The sequence below is a fragment of the Aquimarina intermedia genome (genome assembly GCF_008124785.1).
Taxonomy (GTDB): Bacteria; Bacteroidota; Bacteroidia; order Flavobacteriales; family Flavobacteriaceae; genus Aquimarina; species Aquimarina intermedia.
In genome coordinates this window covers 25,215-47,183 of sequence record NZ_VNHU01000002.1, presented here as the reverse complement: position 1 = coordinate 47,183, position 21,969 = coordinate 25,215, and the positions used below count along the sequence as shown (strand labels likewise).

Here is a 21,969-nt window from a genome sequence, read left to right as displayed (position 1 = left end):
ACATCATTATAAACATATCTTCCTCTGGTGGCAGCTAGAGTAGCGTTAGTTGTCGCATACGCTTTACGTTGAAACTTATAAAAATTCTGATCGTAACTACCTCGGGCTTGTAATGATAACTAAGTGTTGAATTTATAGTTAAGAGACAGAGAGGCTAATACTTTTTGGTTTGTATCTTCGCTGGCATTACGATACAAAATCCAATATGGGTTTTGTTCAATGTCACTTGTATCTTGATACCAACGTTGCGTCATTAAATTACGTGATGGATCAAAAACTTCAAAGTCTTCGTAATCATTAAGAGATTCATTCTTTGCGTTAAAGCCATAGAGCCCTACTAGCGGGTTAAAATAGAAACCTGATACAGGTTTATTATGGATGTCCTGAGTCGACAATAAAACGCTTGCATCCATAGTCATTTTGACGTCAAATAGTTTTGCTGTTTCCCGTACGTTTATAGTGTGACGCTTTATCTCATGTGTGGGAATTACTCCCGTAGCAAAGGTATTTGCATAAGAAAAGTATGTTTGTGCATTTTCTGTGCCGCCAGATATAGATATCGAATTAATTGCTGTTGTTCCGGTAGTATAAAAGTCATCAATACTTTGCTCCCCTTGAGCATCAAAATCTACAATATAAGCGGCTTCGTCAACAGTGAGACTTGAGGAGAAAGAAGTCTTAAAATATCCTGATTTCCCTTTTTTTGTTGTTAAAAGTATAACTCCGTTGGAACCCTGACTACCGTATAATACAAAGGCCGATGCTCCTTTGAGAACAGTTATACTTTCTATATCATCTGGATTTATAAGTGATAGTGCGTCTCCGCCATCACGATTTCCCGCATTTTCGACATCCCCAAAGGTGTCGGTTGGTTGTATTGAGGAGTTGTTGAGTAATGGAATTCCATCGACAACATACAATGGTTGATTGTTTCGAGTGGATGTATTCCCACGCGGGGTTACTTTAACCGATCCACCGACTCCCGAAGCACTCCGGTTACTAACTACTCCCGAAACCTTGCCCGAAAGACTGTTTATAGGATTGGCATCTTTAACTCGTACAAGTTCTTCTGCGCTAATATCCTGAGCAGCATAGGTAAGGGATTTTCTGCTTTTTTTAATTCCGAGTGCTGTGATGACTACATCATCCAATTGCTGTGCATCCTCTTGCAGTTCGATATTAATTTGATTTCTATTATTTACAACCACTTCTTGCGAAGACATTCCGATATAAGAAAAAATTAAAACATCATTTGGAAGTGCTTGAATCATATAGTTCCCATCAAAGTCGGTCTGAACTCCTTGTTTAGAGCCTTTGATAGTAATATTGACCCCAGGTAAAGGGGATTGATTTATCGCTGCGATCACCGTCCCTGCAACCGATATTTTTTCTTGTGCAGTTCCTATATATGGTAAAAGCACAAGTATAATTGCTATGCGAAATAAATAGTATTTCATTGGTATATGTATTAGAATCGTCCTCAAAGTAAATTAAATAATGCAGCTAATATTTTTTTTTAGACCAACGGCATCTTTTATACAACCAATAACTAGGATTAAAAGATGACTGTTTTTTGAAGGTAGGTTCATTTTTATTTTTCTTGTGTAATCTCTCAAATAGTCTTACATTTTTCAAAATTTTTTGTTAAAAATTATATTTTCTGTATGTTTTTAAAGTTTTTTAAATGCAAAGAAACGGAATTAAAAGAACGATAAAGAGACGCTATCATTTTTATTTTTGGGTGATATACTTTGTGTTCAACGTAATGCGTTGGGGAAGTTATTTTGGAGATTTTATGTATTCTTTTAAGTCCAATTTAGTAGAGTTTCCGCTTCATATTATATTGGTATATATTAATGTGTATTATCTAGTTCCTCGTTTAATTCTGAAGAAAAAGTACACCTTGTATTTTTTATGGATATTTCTGAGTTTAGCTTTGCATTATATTATAAGATCAGGATTAAATTTGTGGTTGGTAACCGAAGATATCTGGCCGGAAGTGGAGGGACGTCTTGCACCTTTTGGTCTAAATCATATTTTAGCGGTAACTATTGGGGAATTATATGTGTTGGGACTTACCACTGCAATAAAATTTACAGTGGATTTTATAAAGGAGCGAGATGCTAACACGGACTTAAGAGAACTTCAGTTTCAAACGGAGCTCAATTTTTTAAGAGCCCAAATTCAACCGCATTTCTTTTTTAATACCTTAAATAATTTATATGCACTCACGCTCAAAAAATCAGAAAAAGCCCCTTATGTAGTTCTCAAGCTCTCAGACATTATGAAATACGTGCTATACGAAACCAGTAAAAAAAGAATTCCATTGCTCAAAGAAATTGATCATATCGATAATTATATTGAACTTGAAAAGGTTAGATTTGGAAATTATGTTACTTCTAAGGTTGAAATTAACGGCAATATCGATGAGGTAGCGGTAGTACCTTTACTATTTCTTCCTTTTGTAGAAAATGCTTTTAAACATGGGCCATCAAAAACTGGGAAAATGAAAATGTCTTTGAATTTTACAATTACACAAGAAGTATTACATTTTGAAGTGATAAATACATGTGCTCCTTGTGATAGTTTTTTTTAAAATAACGGTATCGGAATTAAAAATGTAGAAAGAAGATTGCAATTACTATATGGTTCAGATTATAATTTAAACATACATACTACTGAATATGAATTTAAAGATACCCTTAAAATACCAATATAATGCATATTAAAGCTATTATTATAGATGATGAACCATTGGTGATAGAGGTGATTGAATCATTTATTGAGGAGTTTAAAAATATTGAAATAGTTGGAGCTTACAGAACGCCTTTAAAGGCGCTCTCTATCATTGAAGAAGGTAAAGTAGATGTTATTTTTTTAGACATTAATATGTCTCGGATGAATGGACTTGAGTTTTTGAAATGCATCCCAAAGTATCCCCAGATTATTATCACAACCGCTTATAAAGAATATGCAATAGAGAGTTACGAATTAGAAGTTTTGGATTATCTGGTGAAGCCGTTTCCATTTAGTAGATTTCTCAAAGCGATCAATAAACTTACTAATAGACTCATCATAGAAAATAAACTACACACGGCCATTGATTTTGAGCAGTCACCACATATTTTCTTAAAAGTAGATAAGAAATTGGTTAAAATTTTGCTGCATGATATACTTTATATCGAAAGTCTCAAAGATTATATACGGGTAAGTACGACTGAAGGCACCTATGTTTCACATAAAAGTCTATCCAGTATAAGCGATGAGTTACCGGATGAAAATTTTATAAGAGTTCATAAGTCCTACGCAATTGCTATAGACAAGGTGAAATCTATAGAAGGAAACTTAATTGAGATAGGGACTAAACGAATTCCTCTGGGTAGAAATTATGTCATGCACGCAAAACAACGAATCATTAAAAATAAAGGAAATTTATTAAACGAATAATACTATGGTTTTATCAACACTCGATTATTGCATCATTGCAACCTTTTTTTTAACTACTTTGATCATAGGATTAGTCGTATCCAGAAGGTCTGGAAAAAATACTACCGAGTATTTTTTATCTGGTCGTAATATGCCTTGGTGGCTACTTGGATTCTCTATGGTAGCTACTACATTTTCTACGGATACCCCCAATCTGGTTACCGATATTGTGCGTCAAAATGGAGTTTCGGGTAATTGGGTTTGGTGGGCATTTTTACTCACGGGCTTGCTTACAGTTTTTATTTATGCCCGATTATGGAGACGTTCTAACGTCAAAACTGATATGGAGTTTTATGAGCTCCGGTATTCTGGTAAATCAGCACGTTTTTTACGCATATTTCGTTCAGTGTATTTAGGATTTATTTTTAATATTCTTGCCATGTCGGGAGTGACCTTGGCAGCGATTAAAATTGGTCAAGTGATGTTAGGATTATCTGCTTTGGAAACTGTTGGATATGCCGGGGTAATAACCTTAATTTTTAGTGCAGTGGGTGGTTTTAAAGGGGTAGTATATTCTGATTTTTTACTATTTTTTGTAGCGATGGCCGGAGCCATTGGTGCTGCCTATTATTGTGTTAATCTTCCGGAGGTGGGAGGAATGAGTAATTTAATTTCCAATCCGGCAATTAAGGATAAACTGGCGTTGATTCCAAGTTGGAGTGATAAAAAAGCATTGATCACCTTATTTATAATTCCATTGGCTGTACAATGGTGGAGTTCTTGGTATCCGGGCGCTGAACCTGGTGGAGGAGGTTATATTGCACAGCGTATGTTAGCCGCAAAAAATGAAAATCATGCCATTGGAGCCACCTTCTTTTTTAATATTATGCATTACGCATTGAGACCTTGGCCATGGATTATTGTTGCTTTAGCATCATTAGTCGTTTTTCCTGATTTGGCAAGTTTGAAAGAAGCTTTTCCCGGAATTACGGATGATAAGTTGGGTCATGATCTTGCGTACCCGGCAATGCTTACTAGATTACCTTCCGGACTGATAGGTCTTGTTGCAGCTTCGTTAGTGGCTGCGTACATGTCTACCATTTCTACCCATCTAAACTGGGGAGCATCCTACCTGGTAAATGATGTGTATAAGGAATTTGTAAATAAAGAGGCTTCCGAAAAAAGATTGGTGGCAGTAGGAAGGATAGCAACTATTGTTTTGATGGTAGTTAGTACATTGATTGCTTTAGCGCTAACAAATGCAGTTCAGATTTTCAAATATATTCTAATGTTTGGTGCAGGAACAGGACTCATTTTTATTTTACGATGGTTTTGGTGGCGAATTAATGCATGGAGTGAGATTTCTGCGATGTTCGCCTCGGGAGTGATCTCTATAGTAATTAGTACTACCGCTTTGAATCGATATCTCTTCGGGGGACTAGATAATGACTTAGTAACCCCGGGGATTTTTCCAGACTGGTTTGAATTTCCATTTGTAGTTCTTTTAACGACTATTATTTGGATTACAGTTACCTATTTAACAAGTCCTGATGATGATTCAAAACTTTTTGATTTTTATAGAAGAATACAACCAGGGGGTCCTGGGTGGAAGACCGTATTGCAACGAGCAAAAGAAGAAAAGGTAGAGATCGTGAAGTCCAACGAATCTTGGTTTGTTCCTTCCGGAATCCTTGCTATGATTCTAGGTTGTATTTTAGTGTATAGCTGCATGTTTGCTACAGGGAACTGGATATATGGGCAGTACCTTACAGCAAGTATTACTTCGATAATTGCTTTAACCGCCGGGGTTTTATTAATACTGGTTTGGAAAGCGACGGGTAAACGGTTGGTAACTTAATCAAGGATGAACCAAAGAATTCAGTCTGTAGATTTCTTAAGAGGGCTTACAATCATGACAATGATATTGGTCAACACTCCCGGGGATTGGTCTTGTGTATATAAAATTTTGCTACATGCTCCCTGGCATGGATTGAATCTGGCTGATTTTGTTTTTCCTTTTTTTATATTCATCGTGGGCATTTCATTTTCTTTGGTTTATAAAAACAAAGTCGCAGAAGGAGCTACTTATAAAAAGATTTTAATCCGAAGTTTTAAACTAATAGCACTCGGACTGATTATTAATGCCTTTATACCATACATCCCTTTTTTTAATTTTGATGGATTGCGGTTACCCGGAGTACTACAACGTATCGGGATAGTGTTTTGTGTCGTATCAATTGCCTATCTCAATTGTACCCGAATACAATTAATAGTTGTCGCTGTAGTTATTTTAGTGGGCTACTGGTTGTGGATGGTTTACATGCCTTTGCCAGATGGAAGCTTACCCACGCTAAATCGGGCGCTGAATAATTGGGCTAATTATTTGGATTATCATCTGTTAAAAGGGTACCTATGGAAACCGGACTATGACCCTGAAGGTATCTTACGTACGGTGCCTTCACTTGTATCAGCTATATTGGGTGTTTTTGTAGGGGAGATTCTTGTCAGTAGAAGTACACGGAAGCTTATATTACTGTGTGGTATAGGAGGTACGCTGCTTGTTGTCAGTTATTTTTGGAATCATTTCTTTCCAATCAATAAAGCATTATGGTCAAGTAGTTTTGTCTTGGTAACTGCTGGATATGGCACTGTGTTATTAGCTATATTCTATTATTTTATGGATCAAGAAAAACGAGATTTTGGTGCCATTGTGAAATATGTTGGAGCCAATGCAATTTTTATATTCTTCACCTCCAGTTTAATTACAAAAGCATTTTATCTAATTCAGGTAAAAAACGAGGTTTCCGTACATAGTTGGCTTTTTGAGAATTAATTTAAGTACAGTTTCATAGATCGAACGCTTGCTTCATTATTTTATGCACTCGTAGTCGTATCATTTTATACACTTTTGGCTTTTTTCTTTTTTAGAAAGAAGCTCTTCTTTAAAGTTTGATTGAAGTAGCTAGTGATAATTGAGAGCTGGTGTTTTCTCCTATAATTTACACGTCATCTTTATTTTGAGGTTAAAAATCAGTGGTTTATCGTCGTTTAGCGATTTAATTTTTGGTGTTTAATGCTTCTTTATACTTTTAGGAAGAACCGACTTTTATATACTAATTATATATCAAGTTTAACTTAAACACAAAAAATCATGAAAACCTTAACCCCCTCTGCTTTCTACAAGTGGAAGCATTACCAAATTCAACTCAGACAACTCTGTGTAGTTATATGTTTAATAATTACCTCTTCATTAGTGGCTCAAGTCAGTACAGGAGGTAACGCAACCACATCGCAGCATCAAAAACAAGTAATAGGGTACATTACCAATTGGGATGCATGGAAATCTACTACCGCGGGCGTCCCTAGTCCTGGAGCCTTAACACATCTTAATATTGATTATTCTAAGTATACCATTCTCAATTACTCTTTTTTTGGAGTAGCTAAGGATGGTTCCTTACACAGTGGAGATCTGCGAAACAAAAATATCTATCAACAGGGAGCTGTTCAGGAACCGGGAGATATTTTTTATACCGATGTGTACAGTAGCTGGGATATGCATATATTATTTGGTGAAATTGATCCTGTACAATACATTAATGCTGAGGCAAAAACTCGGGCAGAGGCTCAAGGCTTTGTGGTAGAAATAGGAGGTAGTACTTGGTCTCAACCAACATGGGGACTTAGTGGGGGATTGCCGGTTCCCTTGCACAAAGAGAACGGAGCGCCAGGGCTAATAGAACTTGCACACCAAAAAGGGGTTAAGGTAATGGCTTCTATTGGAGGATGGAGTATGTGCAAGCATTTTCCTGAAATGGCAGCAGATCCAGTAAAAAGAGCAAAATTCATTGCAGATTGTAAAAAGTTGATTGCTGTTGGATTTGATGGGATAGATTTAGACTGGGAGTATCCCGGACCCTATTCCGGAATGAATTTTACAGGCAGTCAGGCAGACTTTGCTAATTTTGAAACACTGGTGCAGGAAATAAGAAATGCTATAGGTCCGAATAAATTAATTACCGCTGCAATGTCGGCAGATCCCAAAAAGCTAGACGGATTCAATTGGTCGAAGTTAGCCAATACCATGGATTATTTCAATATGATGACCTATGATTTTGCTAGAGGGTTTTCTAATAAGGCAAATCATAATGCTCCGGTATATCCTTATGCAGGTGCAGAAGCTTCTAATTTTAACTGGGAGTCCACATTACAACAACTTACTTCAATGGGAGTTCCAAAAAATAAAATTTGTTTCGGAGCTCCTTTTTATGGGAGAGGTGTTGTTACCAATGGTCCGGCAGATCTTAATGTGGCAACCGTAAAAAGAGCAGAGACGGTACAACCGGACGGACCCATCCAAACGGCAGCGGATTTTACCAATTGGCCTAGAGATGTCTATGATGGCACGCCAAATTATTTTTTCATTAAGCAAAAAGCATTGTCACCAAATAGTGGGTGGACAAAAAAATGGGATAACGAAGCTAAAGTGCCTTATCTTATTAAAGACAACTATTTTCTAAGTTATGATGATGAAGAGTCCATAGCTAAAAAAGCGAAATTTATCAATATTAATAATCTTGCAGGGACAATAGTCTGGACGGTGTTTGGTGATCTTGAATTTAGTGGATCCGCTCAATCCTTTGGGCCAAAGTTAAAAAGATGGTCTAATGTAAAATCACCATTAGTTAATAAAATGAATGAATTATTTGCTTCAGGGGGTACCGGTAATCCACCTCCTACAGTTTCAATTACTTCTCCTGCTCAAGGAGCAACATTTACTGCCGGAGCAAATATCAGTATTACTGCAAATGCAAGTGATAATATTAGTGTAGCTCGTGTTGAATTTTATAATGGATCTGCTTTATTGGGAGAGGATTTAAATGCGCCATATTCGTATAATTGGACAAATATATCTGCAGGTAGTTATACGATTGTAGCCAAAGCTTATGATAATGAAGGTACTAGTGCCACATCGACTGTTAAAGTATCGGTTACAGGGACCGGTGGTAACGAGTTACCCAAGGTTTCAATTACAAGCCCAGCTGAGGGTGCCACATTTACAGCTGGTTCCAATATTATGGTTTCGGCAAATGCATCAGACACAGATGGTACCATTAGCCGTGTTGAATTCTATAATGGTAATGCGATGTTGGGTGAAGATTCGGCTGCACCTCATAATTAGGATTGGATCAATGTGCCAGCAGGAAGCTATACTATCACTGTTAAAACGTTTGATAATGAAGATGGAGAAGGGTCTTCTTCAGTTTCAATAACCGTTACCGGAAGCGAAAGTGGATCTTGTACAGCACCAGCCTGGGTCTCGGGTCAGGGATATACTGGAGGACAAATAGTATCCTATCAAGGTCATGAGTATAAAGCCAAATGGTGGACACAACAAACTCCTGGAGGTTCTGAGTGGGAAGATCATGGACCATGTGATGGAAGTGGTAACCCCCCGACCGGATCATGTACTGCACCGGTCTGGGTGTCAGGACAGGCTTATAACGGCGGCGATGTAGTATCCCTTGATGGTCGCGAATACAAAGCTAAGTGGTGGACCAATCAAAATCCTGTAGGTAGCTCAGATTGGGAAGATCTGGGAGCATGCGATGGTGGAGGAAATCCTCCAAACGGAGCACCACAAGTTTCACTTACTTCTCCATCAGGTGGTCAATCTTTTGTTCAGGGAACTACTATATCTATTAATGCCAATGCTTCAGATACAGATGGTTCTATTGCTAAGGTAGAATTTAATGTCGATGGTAGTATGATTGGACAAGACACTTCTGCTCCGTATACCATCAATTGGACAGCAAGTTTAGGAAATCATACGATTACAGCCAAAGCAACAGATAATGATAATAAATCTACCACCTCCACAGCTGTAACTGTCACAGTTACCTCTGATGGTGGCAGTGGTTGCCAAGGTGATGGTTTCAAAGTGGTCGGATATAGCCCCAGCTGGCAAGGGGATGCAAATAACATTCAATATGATAAATTAACACATATTAATTATGCGTTTGCAATTCCAAGAGGTGATGGTAGTTTGGAACCATTGGCAAATGCCGGAAAATTGCGTCAAATAGTTTCTTTAGGACATGCTCAAGGAGTAAAAGTATTGATCGCTGTCGGTGGATGGGAGCTTGGTGATGGGAGCGGAGTTGATACGCGTTTTGTACAATTGGCATCTAATGCTTCAGCACGAACTGCATTTGTAAACAATATGATCAGTTTTGTGAACGAATATAATCTCGATGGCGTTGATATGGATTGGGAGTATTCCGATAATGGTAGCGAGCCACAAAATTATGAATTATTGATGCGCGAACTCGCACAAGCCTTACATAGTCGAGGAAAATTATTGACAGCTGCTGTAGTAGCACAAGGATGGGCAGGAAATGGAATTCTGAGCGGTGTCTTTAACGACGTAGATTTTTTAAATCTTATGGCATATGATGGGGGAGATGGTGCAAGTCATTCACCATACAGCTATGCTGAGAGTTCTTTAAATTATTGTTTAGGTAGAGGGTTGCCAAAATCAAAAGCTGTATTAGGGGTTCCGTTCTATGGAAGACCTTCCTGGAAAAGTTATGCTACACTAATTGCTGAAGGTGCAGATCCAAACAGTGATGTGCATCAGGGTGTTCACTATAATGGAATTCCTACAATAAAGGCAAAAACTGAATTAGCACAGCAAAGAGGAGGAGGTATCATGATGTGGGAGCTATCTCACGATACCAGTAGTCAGGTTACTTCGTTACTTACTGCCATAAATCAAGTGGCAGGTAGTTCTTGTGGCCCAGAAAATGTGGTTCCACAGGTAGCTGTAATTTCTCCGGCGGACAGAGCTACGTTTACGGCCGGAAATACGGTAAATATCAGTGCGAATGCTTCAGATAGTGATGGAAATGTGACCAAAGTTGCTTTTTACATAGATGGAAATTTGATTAGTGAAGATACTGTTTCGCCTTATCTAGCAAACTGGATAGCAACTTCAGGTAATCATACAATCACAGCAAGAGCAACAGATAATGCAGGTGCAGTAAGAACTTCAACTCTGGTTTCGATTTCAGTAAATGGAGACACAACTAATCAGCCTCCAACAGTTTCAATAACCGGACCTGGTAATGATGCATCGTTTACTACAGGACAAAATGTTGCGATTACCGCAAATGCCAATGATACAGACGGGAGCATAAGTAAAGTTGTGTTTTATGTTGACGGAAACATGATCAGCGAAGATACTTCTGCTCCGTATTCAACAAATTGGACTTCAACAGTAGGAAGTCACAGTGTAACAGCAATTGCGACCGATGATGATAATGCGAACACTACTTCGGCAGTAATTAATATTACCGTTCAAAATGACACTGGTGGCAGCGGTTGTGATGCCCAGCAGAATGTAGATGGATCACCATATAACACTGGTGATAAAGTTCAAAACTTTGGTAAAGAGTACGAATGTATTGTAGGAGGATGGTGTACCGTAGGTGGTCCATATGCTCCTGGTGATCCAAATGGATGGGCTTGGCCTGATGCATGGAAAGAGCTTGGTGATTGTAGCGGCGGAAATCCTCCTGGAGGAAATGAAGCTCCTACCGTTTCTATAACACAACCTGTAAACGGACAGTCTTTTACTGTTGGAAGTTCGATTACTATCCATGCTTCTGCTTCAGATAGTGATGGAAACGTGACTAAAGTAGAGTTTTATAGGAATGGAACTAAAATAGGAGAAGATACAAACAGTCCTTACAGTTTTACCTGGAATAACGCTTCATCTGGTAGTTATTCATTAATTGCCAAAGCTATCGATGATGATAATGCAATTGGAGAGTCCATAACTGTCAATATCTCAGTAGGATCAACCAATCCGCCAAATCCGGGAGGAGATCTTCCTAAAAGGTTGTTAGTAGGGTACTGGCATAACTTTATTAATCCTGCCGGCCCGATGAAACTAAGTGAGGTTTCTGATAAGTGGGATGTGGTTAACATTGCTTTTGCGGTACCGACTGTTCCTGTAGGCTCAACAATGACTTTTACACCAGATCCTGCTATTTATTCGAGGGTGTAAGAATTTAAGAATGAGGTAGCACATTTACAGAGTAAAGGTAAAAAAGTATTAATTTCTATGGGAGGTGAGACAGGTGTTGTATGTGTTAGTACACCAGTTGATGCTCAAGCATTTAGCACCTCGATGATTAATATTATAAGAGAATATGGTTTTGATGGTATGGATATAGATTTTGAAGGACAGTCTATTTCTCTTGTCGGAGGTGATACTGATTTTAAAAACCCTACATCTCCTAAGGTCGTAAACCTGATCAGTGCTTTTAGAACGATATTATCTCAATTTGGTTCTGATTTTGTGCTTTCTATGGCACCAGAAACCTTATTTGTTCAAGGAGGTTTTAGTTCTTATGGTGGCCCTGCAGGTGCTTATCTTCCTGTTATTTATGCATTACGAAATGACATGGATTACATTCATGTACAGCATTATAATACAGGTTGTATGTTAGGATTAGACGGATTGTGCTATAGTTCGGCAACTGCCGATTTTCATGTTGCTATGGCAGACATGCTATTACAAGGGTTTCCTGTAGCTGGAGGTCAACAGTTCCCGGCATTAAGACCTGATCAGGTTGCCATTGGATTACCGGCCACAGGGTCTGCTGCGGGAAGTGGATTCACAGCACCAGCAGAAGTACATAAAGCCTTGGATTACATTATCGAGGGACAGTCTTTTGGAGGCAGATATACATTACGTAACCCATCAGGTTATGCCAATTTTAGAGGATTGATGACTTGGTCTATCAATTGGGATAAGGCAAGCGTATTCGGATTTTCAAACCCTCATAGAGCCTACATTGACGGTTTAGACCGTAGCCCACTACTTCGCCAAGATAGTACAGTTCTCAATCAAAAAATTGAAGCTAGCATATTTCCTAATCCTATCAAGGATAATATATTGTCTTTGAGTCTTAAGGGAATGTCTTCTAATGTGGACTTTAGATTTCAGGCTTTTACACTAAATGGTATTAGCGTTCTGAATGAAGTAAGGACTCAAACCGGTAGCTTAGAACATATGTTTGATGTTTCAATTCTTAAAATGGGTTTATATTTTTATACGATCTCTTTTGGGAACCAGAAGATTCAGGGTAAGTTTATCAAACAGTAAGTATTATTTTTTTTAAAGGAATGAGGGGGTGCTGATACTAGCACCCCTTTTTTATTACGGAATTTTGATAATAGATTTTTAGTAAGCTTTACAAATTATTAATACTATTCAGAATAAAAGCAGTATTTTGTAAGATAAATACACCCCATTGACTTTATTTTTAGTTCAAATAATAGATCAGCAAAAAGAAGAAACGAATACACCTATAGCACCGATTTTGGGAGTGTTCGTTACGGTTCTAATTGTTTCTATTTGTATATATTATGTCCTGAGGTACCTAGAAACCGTTTATGTAAAATATTACAAGCAACCTTTTTATACACATCTTTACTTCAAGATTAAAAAATTACCGAGCAAAGAAAAAGCACTGCTTGAAGCGCATGATATCTACCAAATTTTAAGCGACAGAAAGCAACGTTATTTTGAGCATAGAGTTGCTAATTTTTTGGAGAAAACCACCTTTGTAGAGCGTGACGGACTTGCCATTACCAGCTATATTCGTATGCAAATTGCAATGCTGGCAGTACAAATGACTTTTGGAATGCGTAATTATATGCTAGAGCATCTACAAACGATTATTTTGTATCCCGACTCTTTTTATTCCGTTTTAAACCGAACCGAAAACTATGGAGAGTTCAATCCGCATTCTAAAGCACTGGTGATGTCATGGAATCAATTTGAAAAAAGTCGTTCGGATAAACATAACGGAATTCATTTGGGTATCCACGAACTCACTCATGTCATCCATTATAATGCGATTAGGAATAGTGATATCAACTCGGAGTTGTTTTATGATACCTTTTTAGAATTGGAAGCGTATTTATCTTCTGAAAAAATACGAACTATGATTGTCAAATCTCAAGTATTGAGACCCTATGCTTTTACCAATAAATTTGAGTTTATAGCGGTTTTGGTTGAGGTTTTTATGGAAACACCGAACAGGCTTAAAGAACATTTTCCTGAAATTTACGCTTACGTAATGCGGATGCTTAATTTTAGATATTTCGACAAATAATAGATTCGATTCTACACATAATCGTATCTTTACTACACTAATAAATTTTTAATTTTTTATGGAAGAATATAAACGAATAGTGCCAATAAGTGCATTGACAGAAGGTAGACGCGTTGCGTTTTATAAGAAGACATATACACATTTGGCGATGGCCGTTCTGCTTTTTATAATCGTTGAATCTGCATTTCTTCAGATTACTGCGATCAGAGAATTTGCTTTATCATTAACGCAAGGTTGGTCTTGGTTATTGTTACTAGGTGGATTCATGTTAGTCACTACCTACGCTGAAAAAATGGCTATTCAGAGTCATAATAAAGGACATCAGTATTTAGCTTTATTAGTGTATGTAATCGCTGAAGCATTTATTTTCATTCCGTTGATATTTATTGCAATGATGGTTGCAGAGAATGGAGGAGGAGCAATCCTCAACCAAGCGGCAATTTTAACTTTATCTCTTTTTACCGGTCTGTCTGCGATTGTATTATTAACTAAAAAGGATTTTTCTTTTCTAAAATCTATTTTAACGATTGGTTTTTTTATAGCGATTGGTCTTATCGTGGCGGGGATGATATGTGGTTTTAATTTAGGATTATGGTTTAGTGTTGGTATGGTGGTTTTAGCCTCGGGATCAATTTTATATCAAACTTCGAATATGAGAACCGTTATACTGAAGATCAATATGTAGGTGCCTCTTTGGGGCTGTTCGCTTCACTCATGTTATTATTTTGGTATATTTTGAGTATTCTGACTCGCCTGAGTGGTGATTAGTATTACGGTATGTAGAAAAGATAAAGGCGCAAATTCATATTAGCGCCTTTATCATTATATCTTTTTAAGGATATCTTGAATGATAAGATCGGCATGAATTCTGGAGTTTTCAATAAACCACAAATGTGTGTCCATACCCCCACAGATTACGCCTGCCAGATATAAATTCTCAACATTAGACTCCATGGTATCTTCATTATAGACAGGGTACAACTTCTCATCGGCTGAAAGTTCTATACCGATGTTTTTTAGAAACTCAAAGTTGGGTTTGTAGCCCGTAAGTGCCAGCACATAGTCATTTTCTAATGAATGCAATGTATCACCAATTTTAAAGGATATTGAATTAGGAGTGATCTCAACTACCTCTGCATTGTAGAATGCTTTGATGCTTCCTTCTTTAATTCTATTTTCAATATCAGGCTTTACCCAGTATTTAACGCGTTCTCCAATACCACTTCCTCGTATGATCATGGTGACATCTGCGCCTTTTCGATAACATTCTAAGGCTGCATCCACCGAGGAATTACTGGCGCCAATAACCGCAACTTTTTGCTTGGCATAAAAATGCGGATCTTTATAGTAATGCGTAACTTTTGCCAATTCCTCCCCGGGAACGTTCATTGAATTAGGAATATCATAGAAACCTGTGGCAACAATAATATTTTTAGCTTGATAAGCAGCTTTGCTAGTTTTTACTTGAAATAATGTTGCTTTTTTTTGAACATGTGCAACCTCTTCAAAAAGATGGATGTTTAAATCATTAGAAGTAACAATCCTCCTGTAGTATTCAAGAGCTTCATCCCTTTTGGGTTTAGCTTCTTTACTGATAAAGGGTACACTCCCAACCTCCAATTTTTCTGAAGAGGAGAAAAACTGCATATTAATTGGGTAATTGAATAAGGAATTGACAATGGGGCCTTTTTCCAGGATCAAATAGCTCATTCCGTGTTTTTGTGCTTCCAAAGCACAGGCGATACCAATAGGGCCGCCTCCAACTATAATGATATCATGAGGCATCTCATCAGTCATTATAGAATACTATTTTTTAAATTGCGGATCGTTTGTTTTGGATCATCACTCTTAAAAACAAAACTACCGGCGACCAGTACATCAGCTCCGGCATCTATGAGTTTTTTAGCATTTTTGTCAGTCACACCTCCATCAATTTCAATCCTTGTAGACGCATTATTTTTCGTAATAATCTCTTTTAATTGTTTAACCTTCTTATAGGTGTTTTCTATAAAAGATTGTCCGCCAAATCCTGGATTAACACTCATGACGCATACCAGATCAATATCTTTAATTGTATCTTCCAGCAAGCTTACATTTGTATGAGGGTTAATCGCGACGCCAGCTTTCATCCCTTCGGCTTTGATCGCTTGCAATGTACGATGCAGATGGGTACAAGCTTCATAATGCACGGTTAGAATATCACTTCCCAGGTCAGCAAAGGTTTTGATATAACGATCCGGTTCCACAATCATCAAATGAACGTCAATAGTTTTCTTAGCATGTTTTACAATATCACGTAAAACAGGCATTCCAAAGGATATGTTTGGCACAAATACACCATCCATTATATCAATATGAAACCAGTCGGCTTCACTCTCATTGATCATTTCTACGTCTCGTTGTAAGTTAGCAAAGTCAGCTGCAAGAACTGAAGGGGCAATTAATTTTGAATCCATGTGTGTTGTGATGTTTTTTGCAAAAATAGGATTTATGTTAGGATAAAGGAAAAGATAGTTAGCAAATTGATTAATTAGAGCTCAAAAATAGCCTTAGACATTATTTAAAAGAAAAAACCTCCGGTAATCAGCCGGAGGTCATTCATCAATCAAAAAACGAACAGTTATGTTATGAACTGTTTGTTAACGGTACTGGGCATTATCCCAAATAAGTTTTCAAGATTTTACTTCTTGACGTATGTTTTAATCTACGAATAGCTTTTTCTTTAATCTGTCTTACACGTTCACGGGTAAGATCAAACGTCTCTCCAATTTCTTCTAAGGTCATCGGGTGTTGATCACCTAAACCAAAGTACAAACGGATGACGTCAGCTTCTCTGGGTGTTAAGGTTTCAAGTGCTCGCTCTATTTCTGTACGTAAAGACTCGTGTAATAGAGTTCTATCAGGATTTGGTGATTCTCCAGAGTTGAGTACATCGTAAAGGTTTGAATCTTCACCTTCAACTAATGGCGCATCCATACTTACGTGACGTCCGGAATTTTTCATTGATTCCTTCACATCATTGATAGTCATGTCTAATTCTTTAGCAATCTCTTCTGCACTTGGTGGACGCTCATGAGATTGTTCCAGAAAGGCATAAGTTTTATTGATCTTATTGATAGATCCAATTTTATTCAGAGGGAGTCTTACAATACGAGATTGCTCAGCCAATGCTTGCAATATAGATTGACGAATCCACCATACGGCATAGGAGATAAACTTAAATCCCCGTGTTTCATCAAAACGTTTTGCTGCTTTGATCAAACCTAAATTACCTTCATTAATTAAATCCGGAAGGGTAAGACCTTGATTCTGATATTGTTTTGCAACCGAAACAACAAAACGTAAATTTGCTTTAGTTAATTTTTCAAGAGCTCTCTCATCACCCGCCTTAATTCGCTGTGCTAATTCTACCTCTTCATCTGCCGTAATAAGATCTACTTTTCCTATTTCTTGCAAATACTTGTCCAGCGAAGCAGTTTCACGATTCGTTACCTGCTTCGTAATCTTAAGTTGTCTCATCTATCTTCTCCTCGAAATTTAATATTGTGAATATTAGGGCTTTTGATTAGTTATACGTAAAGAGTATACAGAATGTTACAAAAACTTAAATTAAATTTAAAAATCAACGGGTAAACCTATTGATTACCCGTTTATTAGATGATTGTTTTAAAACAAAAAATGCCGCTATTTCAGCGGCATTTTTACTTTTATAAAAGAAAATAGTATTATTTATTGTCTTTACGATCTCTGTCTTGACGAGGTTTTCTGTCACCTCTTGGTTTTTCAGAACCTTCTGGTCTAGGAGGTCTCGGTAGTAATGCTTTACGCGACACTTTTTCCTTACGTGTACGTGGATCTACTCCAAAATACTTCACATCAAAAACATCACCCATGTTTACAACATCGCTAACATTTTCTGTGCGTTCCCATGCCAATTCTGATACGTGTAACAATACTTCGTTTCCAGGTGCATCCATATACTCTACAACAGCTCCAAAATCTAACATTTTGATAACTTTTACTTCGTATACACTTCCCACTTGTGGTTTAAATAATAAAGAATCAATTTTTGCAAGGACTGCATCAATACCTTCTTGACTTGTTCCCAAAATTTCAACCTCACCTTGTTCATCAACCTCGTTGATTACAATGGTAGTTCCTGTAGCTTTCTGTAATTCTTGAATTACTTTACCTCCAGGACCAATTAATGCTCCAATATAATCTCCAGGAATTGTTCTGGTGATCATTTTTGGGGCATGTGCCTTAACGTCAGTATTAGGAGTTTCAATCGTGTCGGTTAACTTACCAAGAATATGAATACGTCCGTTGGCTGCCTGCTTTAATGCATTTACCAGGATCTCGTAAGAAAGTCCCTTAACTTTAATGTCCATCTGACAAGCTGTGATACCGTCTGCAGTACCAGTCACTTTAAAATCCATATCTCCTAAGTGATCTTCATCTCCTAAGATATCAGATAAAACAGCATATTTACCAGTTTCACCATCCGATATAAGTCCCATTGCAATTCCGGAAACAGGCTTCTTAAGTTGAATACCAGCATCCATTAATGCCATAGTACCCGAACAAACAGTTGCCATCGAAGAAGAACCATTTGATTCTAACACTTCTGATACAACACGCACTGTGTACGGGCAGTCAGCAGGAATCATTCCTTTAAGTGCTCTTTGAGCTAAATTACCATGCCCTACTTCTCTTCGTGACGTACCTCTAATCGGGCGCGCTTCTCCGGTGGAGAAAGGAGGGAAGTTATAGTGAAGGTAAAATGTCTCTTCGCCTTCATAAGATGGCATATCAATTTGATTTGCCTCTCTAGATGTACCTAGAGTAACTGTTGCCAAGGCTTGAGTTTCTCCTCTTGTAAAGATAGCAGAACCATGTGTTGATGGTAGGTAGTCTACTTCACACCAGATAGGTCTAATCTCGTCTGTTTTACGACCATCAAGACGTAAACCTTCATTTAAGGTTAAGTCACGTATCGCAGCTTTTTCAGCTTTTGCATAATATTTAGAGACTAAATCTCCAAAATCTTCTAATTCTTCTTCAGAAAAAGTAGCTTTTATCTCTTCTTTAATTTCAGAAAAAGAAGTACTTCTTTCTTTTTTGGATGAACCAGCTTTTGCAACGGCGTATACTTTATCATACGCTAAATCGTGAATTTTTTTAGCTAGGCTATCGTCTTCACGCTCCGACTCATACTCTCGAGTCTCTTTCTTTCCGAATGCTTCGGCTAAACGTATTTGGGCAGCACATTGAACTTTAATAGCTTCGTGTGCAAATTTTATAGCTTCAACCATCTCTTCTTCAGAGATTTCATCCATCTCTCCCTCAACCATCATTACAGAATCTGCCGATGCACCGATCATCATATCGATATCCGATTCTAATAATTGTGCGCGTGTTGGATTGATAATAAATTTACCATCGATACGACCTACACGAGCTTCTGAGATAGCACATTCAAAAGGAAAGTCTGATAATTGAATTGCAGCAGATGCAGCCAGACCGGCCATAGCATCAGGCATTACATTTTCATCGTGAGACATTAATTGGATCATTACTTGAGTCTCAGCGTGATAATCCTTTGGAAATAGCGGGCGTAATACTCTATCTACTAAACGCATCGTTAATACTTCGCCATCACTTGGTCTTGCTTCTCTTTTGAAGAAACCACCCGGATAACGACCTGATGCTGCAAATTTTTCACGATAATCTACCGTAAGGGGTAAAAAATCGACGTCGCTCTGTTTGTAATTAGATACTACTGTACATAGCATCATACAGTTTCCGGACTGTACAACTACAGATCCGTGTGCTTGCTTAGCTAATTTTCCGGTTTCAATAGAAATCTCTCTACCGTCACCCAGGTCAATGACCTCTTTGTAAACTTTTGGAATCATACTATTTTTGATTCTTAATATCTTTAAAAAATGTTTTAAAGATGTAATTAAACATTGGTTTCCGTCTTACTCGGGCGGACAAGGTTGTGTTGTTGTAGTTGTGTGCGACCAATGAAAAACTAAGGCATACATAACTTTATACAAGCTATGGTTTTTTAACTATACTTGGGTATAATTAAAAAGAGAGGCGCGCAGCCTCTCTTTTTCGATTATTTTCTTAATCCTAATTCTTTTACGATAGCACGATATCTTAAGATATCTTTCTTCTTTAAGTAATCAAGAAGATCTCTACGCTTACCAACTAGCATTACTAGCGCACGCTCGGTGTTATAATCTTTACGATTCTTTTTAAGGTGCTCTGTTAAGTGAGCAATTCTGTGCGTAAATAACGCGATTTGTCCTTCAGCAGAACCGGTGTCATTTTTACCTTTACCGTGCTTTGCAAAAATTTCTTCTTTAACTTCTTTTGCTAAATACATTCCAATATTATTTTAAATGATTTTTATGTATAAATAACGCTATGTTATTAGCGTGCAAATATAGTATTTTTTAAATAGAAATACTTTTCATACCTTAAAAATCGTTATAGATTAAACTTTTTCATAAAATTACAGTCTTATATATTACTAATCCTAAATTAATCAATATGATGAACAATGTTTTAAAATTAGCAAGTGTACTGTTTTCTTTCTTTCTCTTTGCCGGATGTCAAAGTGACGATACCGAGGATCAACAAGATCAAATTACTGCGGTTGAAGAGGTAAATCAAATGGCAGTTATAGATGACAACGATAGTGTACTCAACGATTTGGTCTTCCAGAGTTTTACCGAAGAAGAAAATTTAAACAAATCGTCGAATCGCTCATTTCTTCCCCAATGTGCTAGCGTTTTGGTGGAGTTGAACGCCAATCAAAAGCAAGTCATTTTAGATTTTGGTGTTGATGGCTGTACTATTAATGACCGTTATGTTTTTAAAGGTAAGATAGTAATGAACTATACAGTTGAACCGGATTTTACATCTGTGATAATTGATTATGACCTTCAGAATTTTTCTATCAACGATATTAGTTTTACAGGAAAGCGAACTGCTACCTGGGTTTTGAAAAATCAAAACGGTAATCCTGAGTTAACCGTTATGGTGGATGGTGCTGTGATTATTAATGATGCAGAGATCAAACGTAAAGGACTTTATGTGCGTGAATGGATTGAAGGTGTTTTTAATGGTAATTGGGGGGACAATGTATACCTGATAACCGGAAATTGGGAAACTATCTTTCCTAATGGAAACATACATTCCAGCGAAGTGAAGGTTGCTTTACGAAGAGAATTGAGCTGTCGATATTTTGTAAGTGGACAAATCGAACTCATCCGATCAACATATGAAGGTGTGCTTGATTATGGGGATGGAACTTGTGACAATGCTGCTACGTTTACCACAACCCAAGGCGCGGTTGTTGAGATAACATTATAAGCAAAACACATTATTAGTAAGATAAAAACTCCCGATATCATCTGATATCGGGAGTTTTTTATATATAAAATTCTTAGTTTAATTCGCTATCGAACGATTAAGAATCAAATTAAGATAAAGATTTACTCTGTTTTTTAATTCATGTCTTGGGGTGATAAAATCCAAGAAACCGTGTTCTAATAAAAATTCTGAGGTTTGAAAACCTTCAGGTAATTCTTTACCGGTTGTGTCTCTTACTACTCTAGGTCCAGCGAAACCGATTAAAGCGCCTGGTTCTGCAATATTGATATCTCCAAGCATAGCAAAAGAAGCAGTAGTACCTCCGGTAGTTGGATCTGTACATAAAGAAATATACGGGATACCGGCGTCTGCTAATTGTGCTAATTTTGCAGAGGTTTTGGCAAGTTGCATTAATGATAAAGCAGCTTCCATCATTCTGGCACCTCCTGATTTGGATATAATCATCAAAGGAATTTTATGCTCCAATGAATAATTGGCGGCTCTGGCAATTTTTTCACCAACAACACTACCCATTGATCCGCCGATAAATGCAAAATCCATACATGCAATTACCAAGTCATGTCCTCCCGATTTACCAACTGCGGTGCGCACGGCGTCATTAAGATTAGTCTTCTCGTGTGCATCTTTGAGTCGATCTACATACTTTTTCTTGTCTTCGAATTTGAGGGGATCCTTAGAAGTCAGGTTTTTATCAAGTTCTTTAAAATCATTGTCAAACAGGATTTTAAAATACTCAGCACTTCCGATACGTACATGGTACCCATCTTCGGGACTTACATAAAAGTTTTTTTCTAACTGTTCTGCGTCGACAATTTTTCCTGTTGGAGATTTGTACCACAAGCCTTTGGGAACATCTTTTTTGTCCTCGGTAGCTGTTTGTATACCTTTTTGGGTTCTTTTAAACCAAGCCATAAGTAGTTGTATTAAAAAAGCTGAAAACTATACT

16 protein-coding genes and 2 pseudogenes are annotated in these 21,969 nt (G+C 37.5%); 11 read left to right on the top strand and 7 right to left on the bottom strand.

The features are described from left to right. Nucleotides 1-119: 119 nt before the first annotated feature. Nucleotides 120-1,457: a carboxypeptidase-like regulatory domain-containing protein gene (locus tag BD809_RS02930; RefSeq protein WP_148781472.1), complete on the bottom strand. Its 1,338-nt coding sequence runs from the start codon at nt 1,455-1,457 to the stop codon at nt 120-122. A 227-nt stretch (nt 1,458-1,684) separates the two neighbouring features. Between BD809_RS02930 and BD809_RS02925 the strand changes: the two genes are divergently transcribed. The 10 genes and pseudogenes from BD809_RS02925 to BD809_RS02880 all read left to right on the top strand — a co-directional run bounded on the left by BD809_RS02925 (nt 1,685) and on the right by BD809_RS02880 (nt 14,381). Further along, entirely contained in the window at nt 1,685-2,596 is a 912-nt protein-coding gene (locus BD809_RS02925) for a sensor histidine kinase (RefSeq protein ID WP_246131407.1), read from the top strand. Nucleotides 2,597-2,718: 122 nt separating this feature from the next. Beyond that, the gene (locus BD809_RS02920) at nt 2,719-3,447 is read left to right on the top strand and encodes a LytR/AlgR family response regulator transcription factor (RefSeq protein ID WP_148781471.1); all 729 of its coding nucleotides are present in this window, start codon (nt 2,719-2,721) and stop codon (nt 3,445-3,447) included. Nucleotides 3,448-3,451: 4 nt separating this feature from the next. Continuing rightward, complete coding sequence (locus BD809_RS02915; protein ID WP_148781470.1) at nt 3,452-5,284, top strand: sodium:solute symporter family protein; 1,833 nt, start codon at nt 3,452-3,454, stop codon at nt 5,282-5,284. Nucleotides 5,285-5,290: 6 nt separating this feature from the next. Then, nucleotides 5,291-6,259, top strand: coding sequence for an acyltransferase family protein (locus BD809_RS02910; protein ID WP_246131406.1), 969 nt, complete (start codon nt 5,291-5,293; stop codon nt 6,257-6,259). Between the two features lie 318 nt (nt 6,260-6,577). Then, nucleotides 6,578-8,605 carry a glycosyl hydrolase family 18 protein gene (locus tag BD809_RS02905; RefSeq protein ID WP_148781469.1) on the top strand — a complete coding sequence of 676 codons (2,028 nt, stop codon included), beginning with the start codon at nt 6,578-6,580 and terminating at the stop codon, nt 8,603-8,605. Between the two features lie 12 nt (nt 8,606-8,617). Next, on the top strand, nt 8,618-11,494 hold the full coding sequence (locus BD809_RS15735; protein ID WP_211356684.1) for an Ig-like domain-containing protein: 2,877 nt from the start codon (nt 8,618-8,620) through the stop codon (nt 11,492-11,494). 36 nt (nt 11,495-11,530) lie between these two features. Beyond that, a pseudogene (locus BD809_RS15925) lies at nt 11,531-12,079 on the top strand (glycosyl hydrolase family 18 protein); the annotation flags it as partial. A gap of 141 nt (nt 12,080-12,220) precedes the next feature. Beyond that, the gene (locus BD809_RS15920) at nt 12,221-12,598 is read left to right on the top strand and encodes a T9SS type A sorting domain-containing protein (RefSeq protein ID WP_262712877.1); all 378 of its coding nucleotides are present in this window, start codon (nt 12,221-12,223) and stop codon (nt 12,596-12,598) included. Between the two features lie 148 nt (nt 12,599-12,746). Beyond that, nucleotides 12,747-13,613 (top strand): zinc-dependent peptidase, encoded by an 867-nt coding sequence (locus BD809_RS02885; RefSeq protein ID WP_148781468.1) that lies wholly within the window; start codon nt 12,747-12,749, stop codon nt 13,611-13,613. 58 nt (nt 13,614-13,671) lie between these two features. Continuing rightward, nucleotides 13,672-14,381 (top strand): annotated as a pseudogene (locus tag BD809_RS02880) (Bax inhibitor-1/YccA family protein). A gap of 54 nt (nt 14,382-14,435) precedes the next feature. Here the strand turns inward: BD809_RS02880 and BD809_RS02875 are convergent. From BD809_RS02875 to rpsO, 5 genes are all read right to left on the bottom strand, one after another. Next, a complete protein-coding gene (locus BD809_RS02875; protein WP_246131404.1) occupies nt 14,436-15,410 on the bottom strand; it encodes a YpdA family putative bacillithiol disulfide reductase in 975 nt (324 codons plus the stop codon). After that, nucleotides 15,410-16,069 (bottom strand): ribulose-phosphate 3-epimerase, encoded by a 660-nt coding sequence (rpe, locus tag BD809_RS02870; RefSeq protein WP_148781467.1) that lies wholly within the window; start codon nt 16,067-16,069, stop codon nt 15,410-15,412. Before rpe ends, BD809_RS02875 begins: the two co-directional genes overlap by 1 nt. A gap of 199 nt (nt 16,070-16,268) precedes the next feature. Then, nucleotides 16,269-17,132 (bottom strand): sigma-70 family RNA polymerase sigma factor, encoded by an 864-nt coding sequence (locus BD809_RS02865; protein WP_024772554.1) that lies wholly within the window; start codon nt 17,130-17,132, stop codon nt 16,269-16,271. Nucleotides 17,133-17,338: 206 nt separating this feature from the next. After that, complete coding sequence (locus BD809_RS02860) at nt 17,339-19,531, bottom strand: polyribonucleotide nucleotidyltransferase (RefSeq protein WP_148781466.1); 2,193 nt, start codon at nt 19,529-19,531, stop codon at nt 17,339-17,341. Between the two features lie 209 nt (nt 19,532-19,740). After that, complete coding sequence (gene rpsO / locus BD809_RS02855; protein ID WP_148781465.1) at nt 19,741-20,010, bottom strand: 30S ribosomal protein S15; 270 nt, start codon at nt 20,008-20,010, stop codon at nt 19,741-19,743. Between the two features lie 167 nt (nt 20,011-20,177). On the opposite strand from rpsO, the gene BD809_RS02850 reads away from it, so the two are divergent. Beyond that, complete coding sequence (locus BD809_RS02850; protein ID WP_148781464.1) at nt 20,178-21,002, top strand: hypothetical protein; 825 nt, start codon at nt 20,178-20,180, stop codon at nt 21,000-21,002. Nucleotides 21,003-21,080: 78 nt separating this feature from the next. Here BD809_RS02850 and accD read toward each other — a convergent pair whose 3' ends face one another. Then, the gene (gene accD / locus BD809_RS02845) at nt 21,081-21,935 is read right to left on the bottom strand and encodes an acetyl-CoA carboxylase, carboxyltransferase subunit beta (RefSeq protein ID WP_148781463.1); all 855 of its coding nucleotides are present in this window, start codon (nt 21,933-21,935) and stop codon (nt 21,081-21,083) included. Between the last annotated feature and the right edge of the window lie 34 nt (nt 21,936-21,969).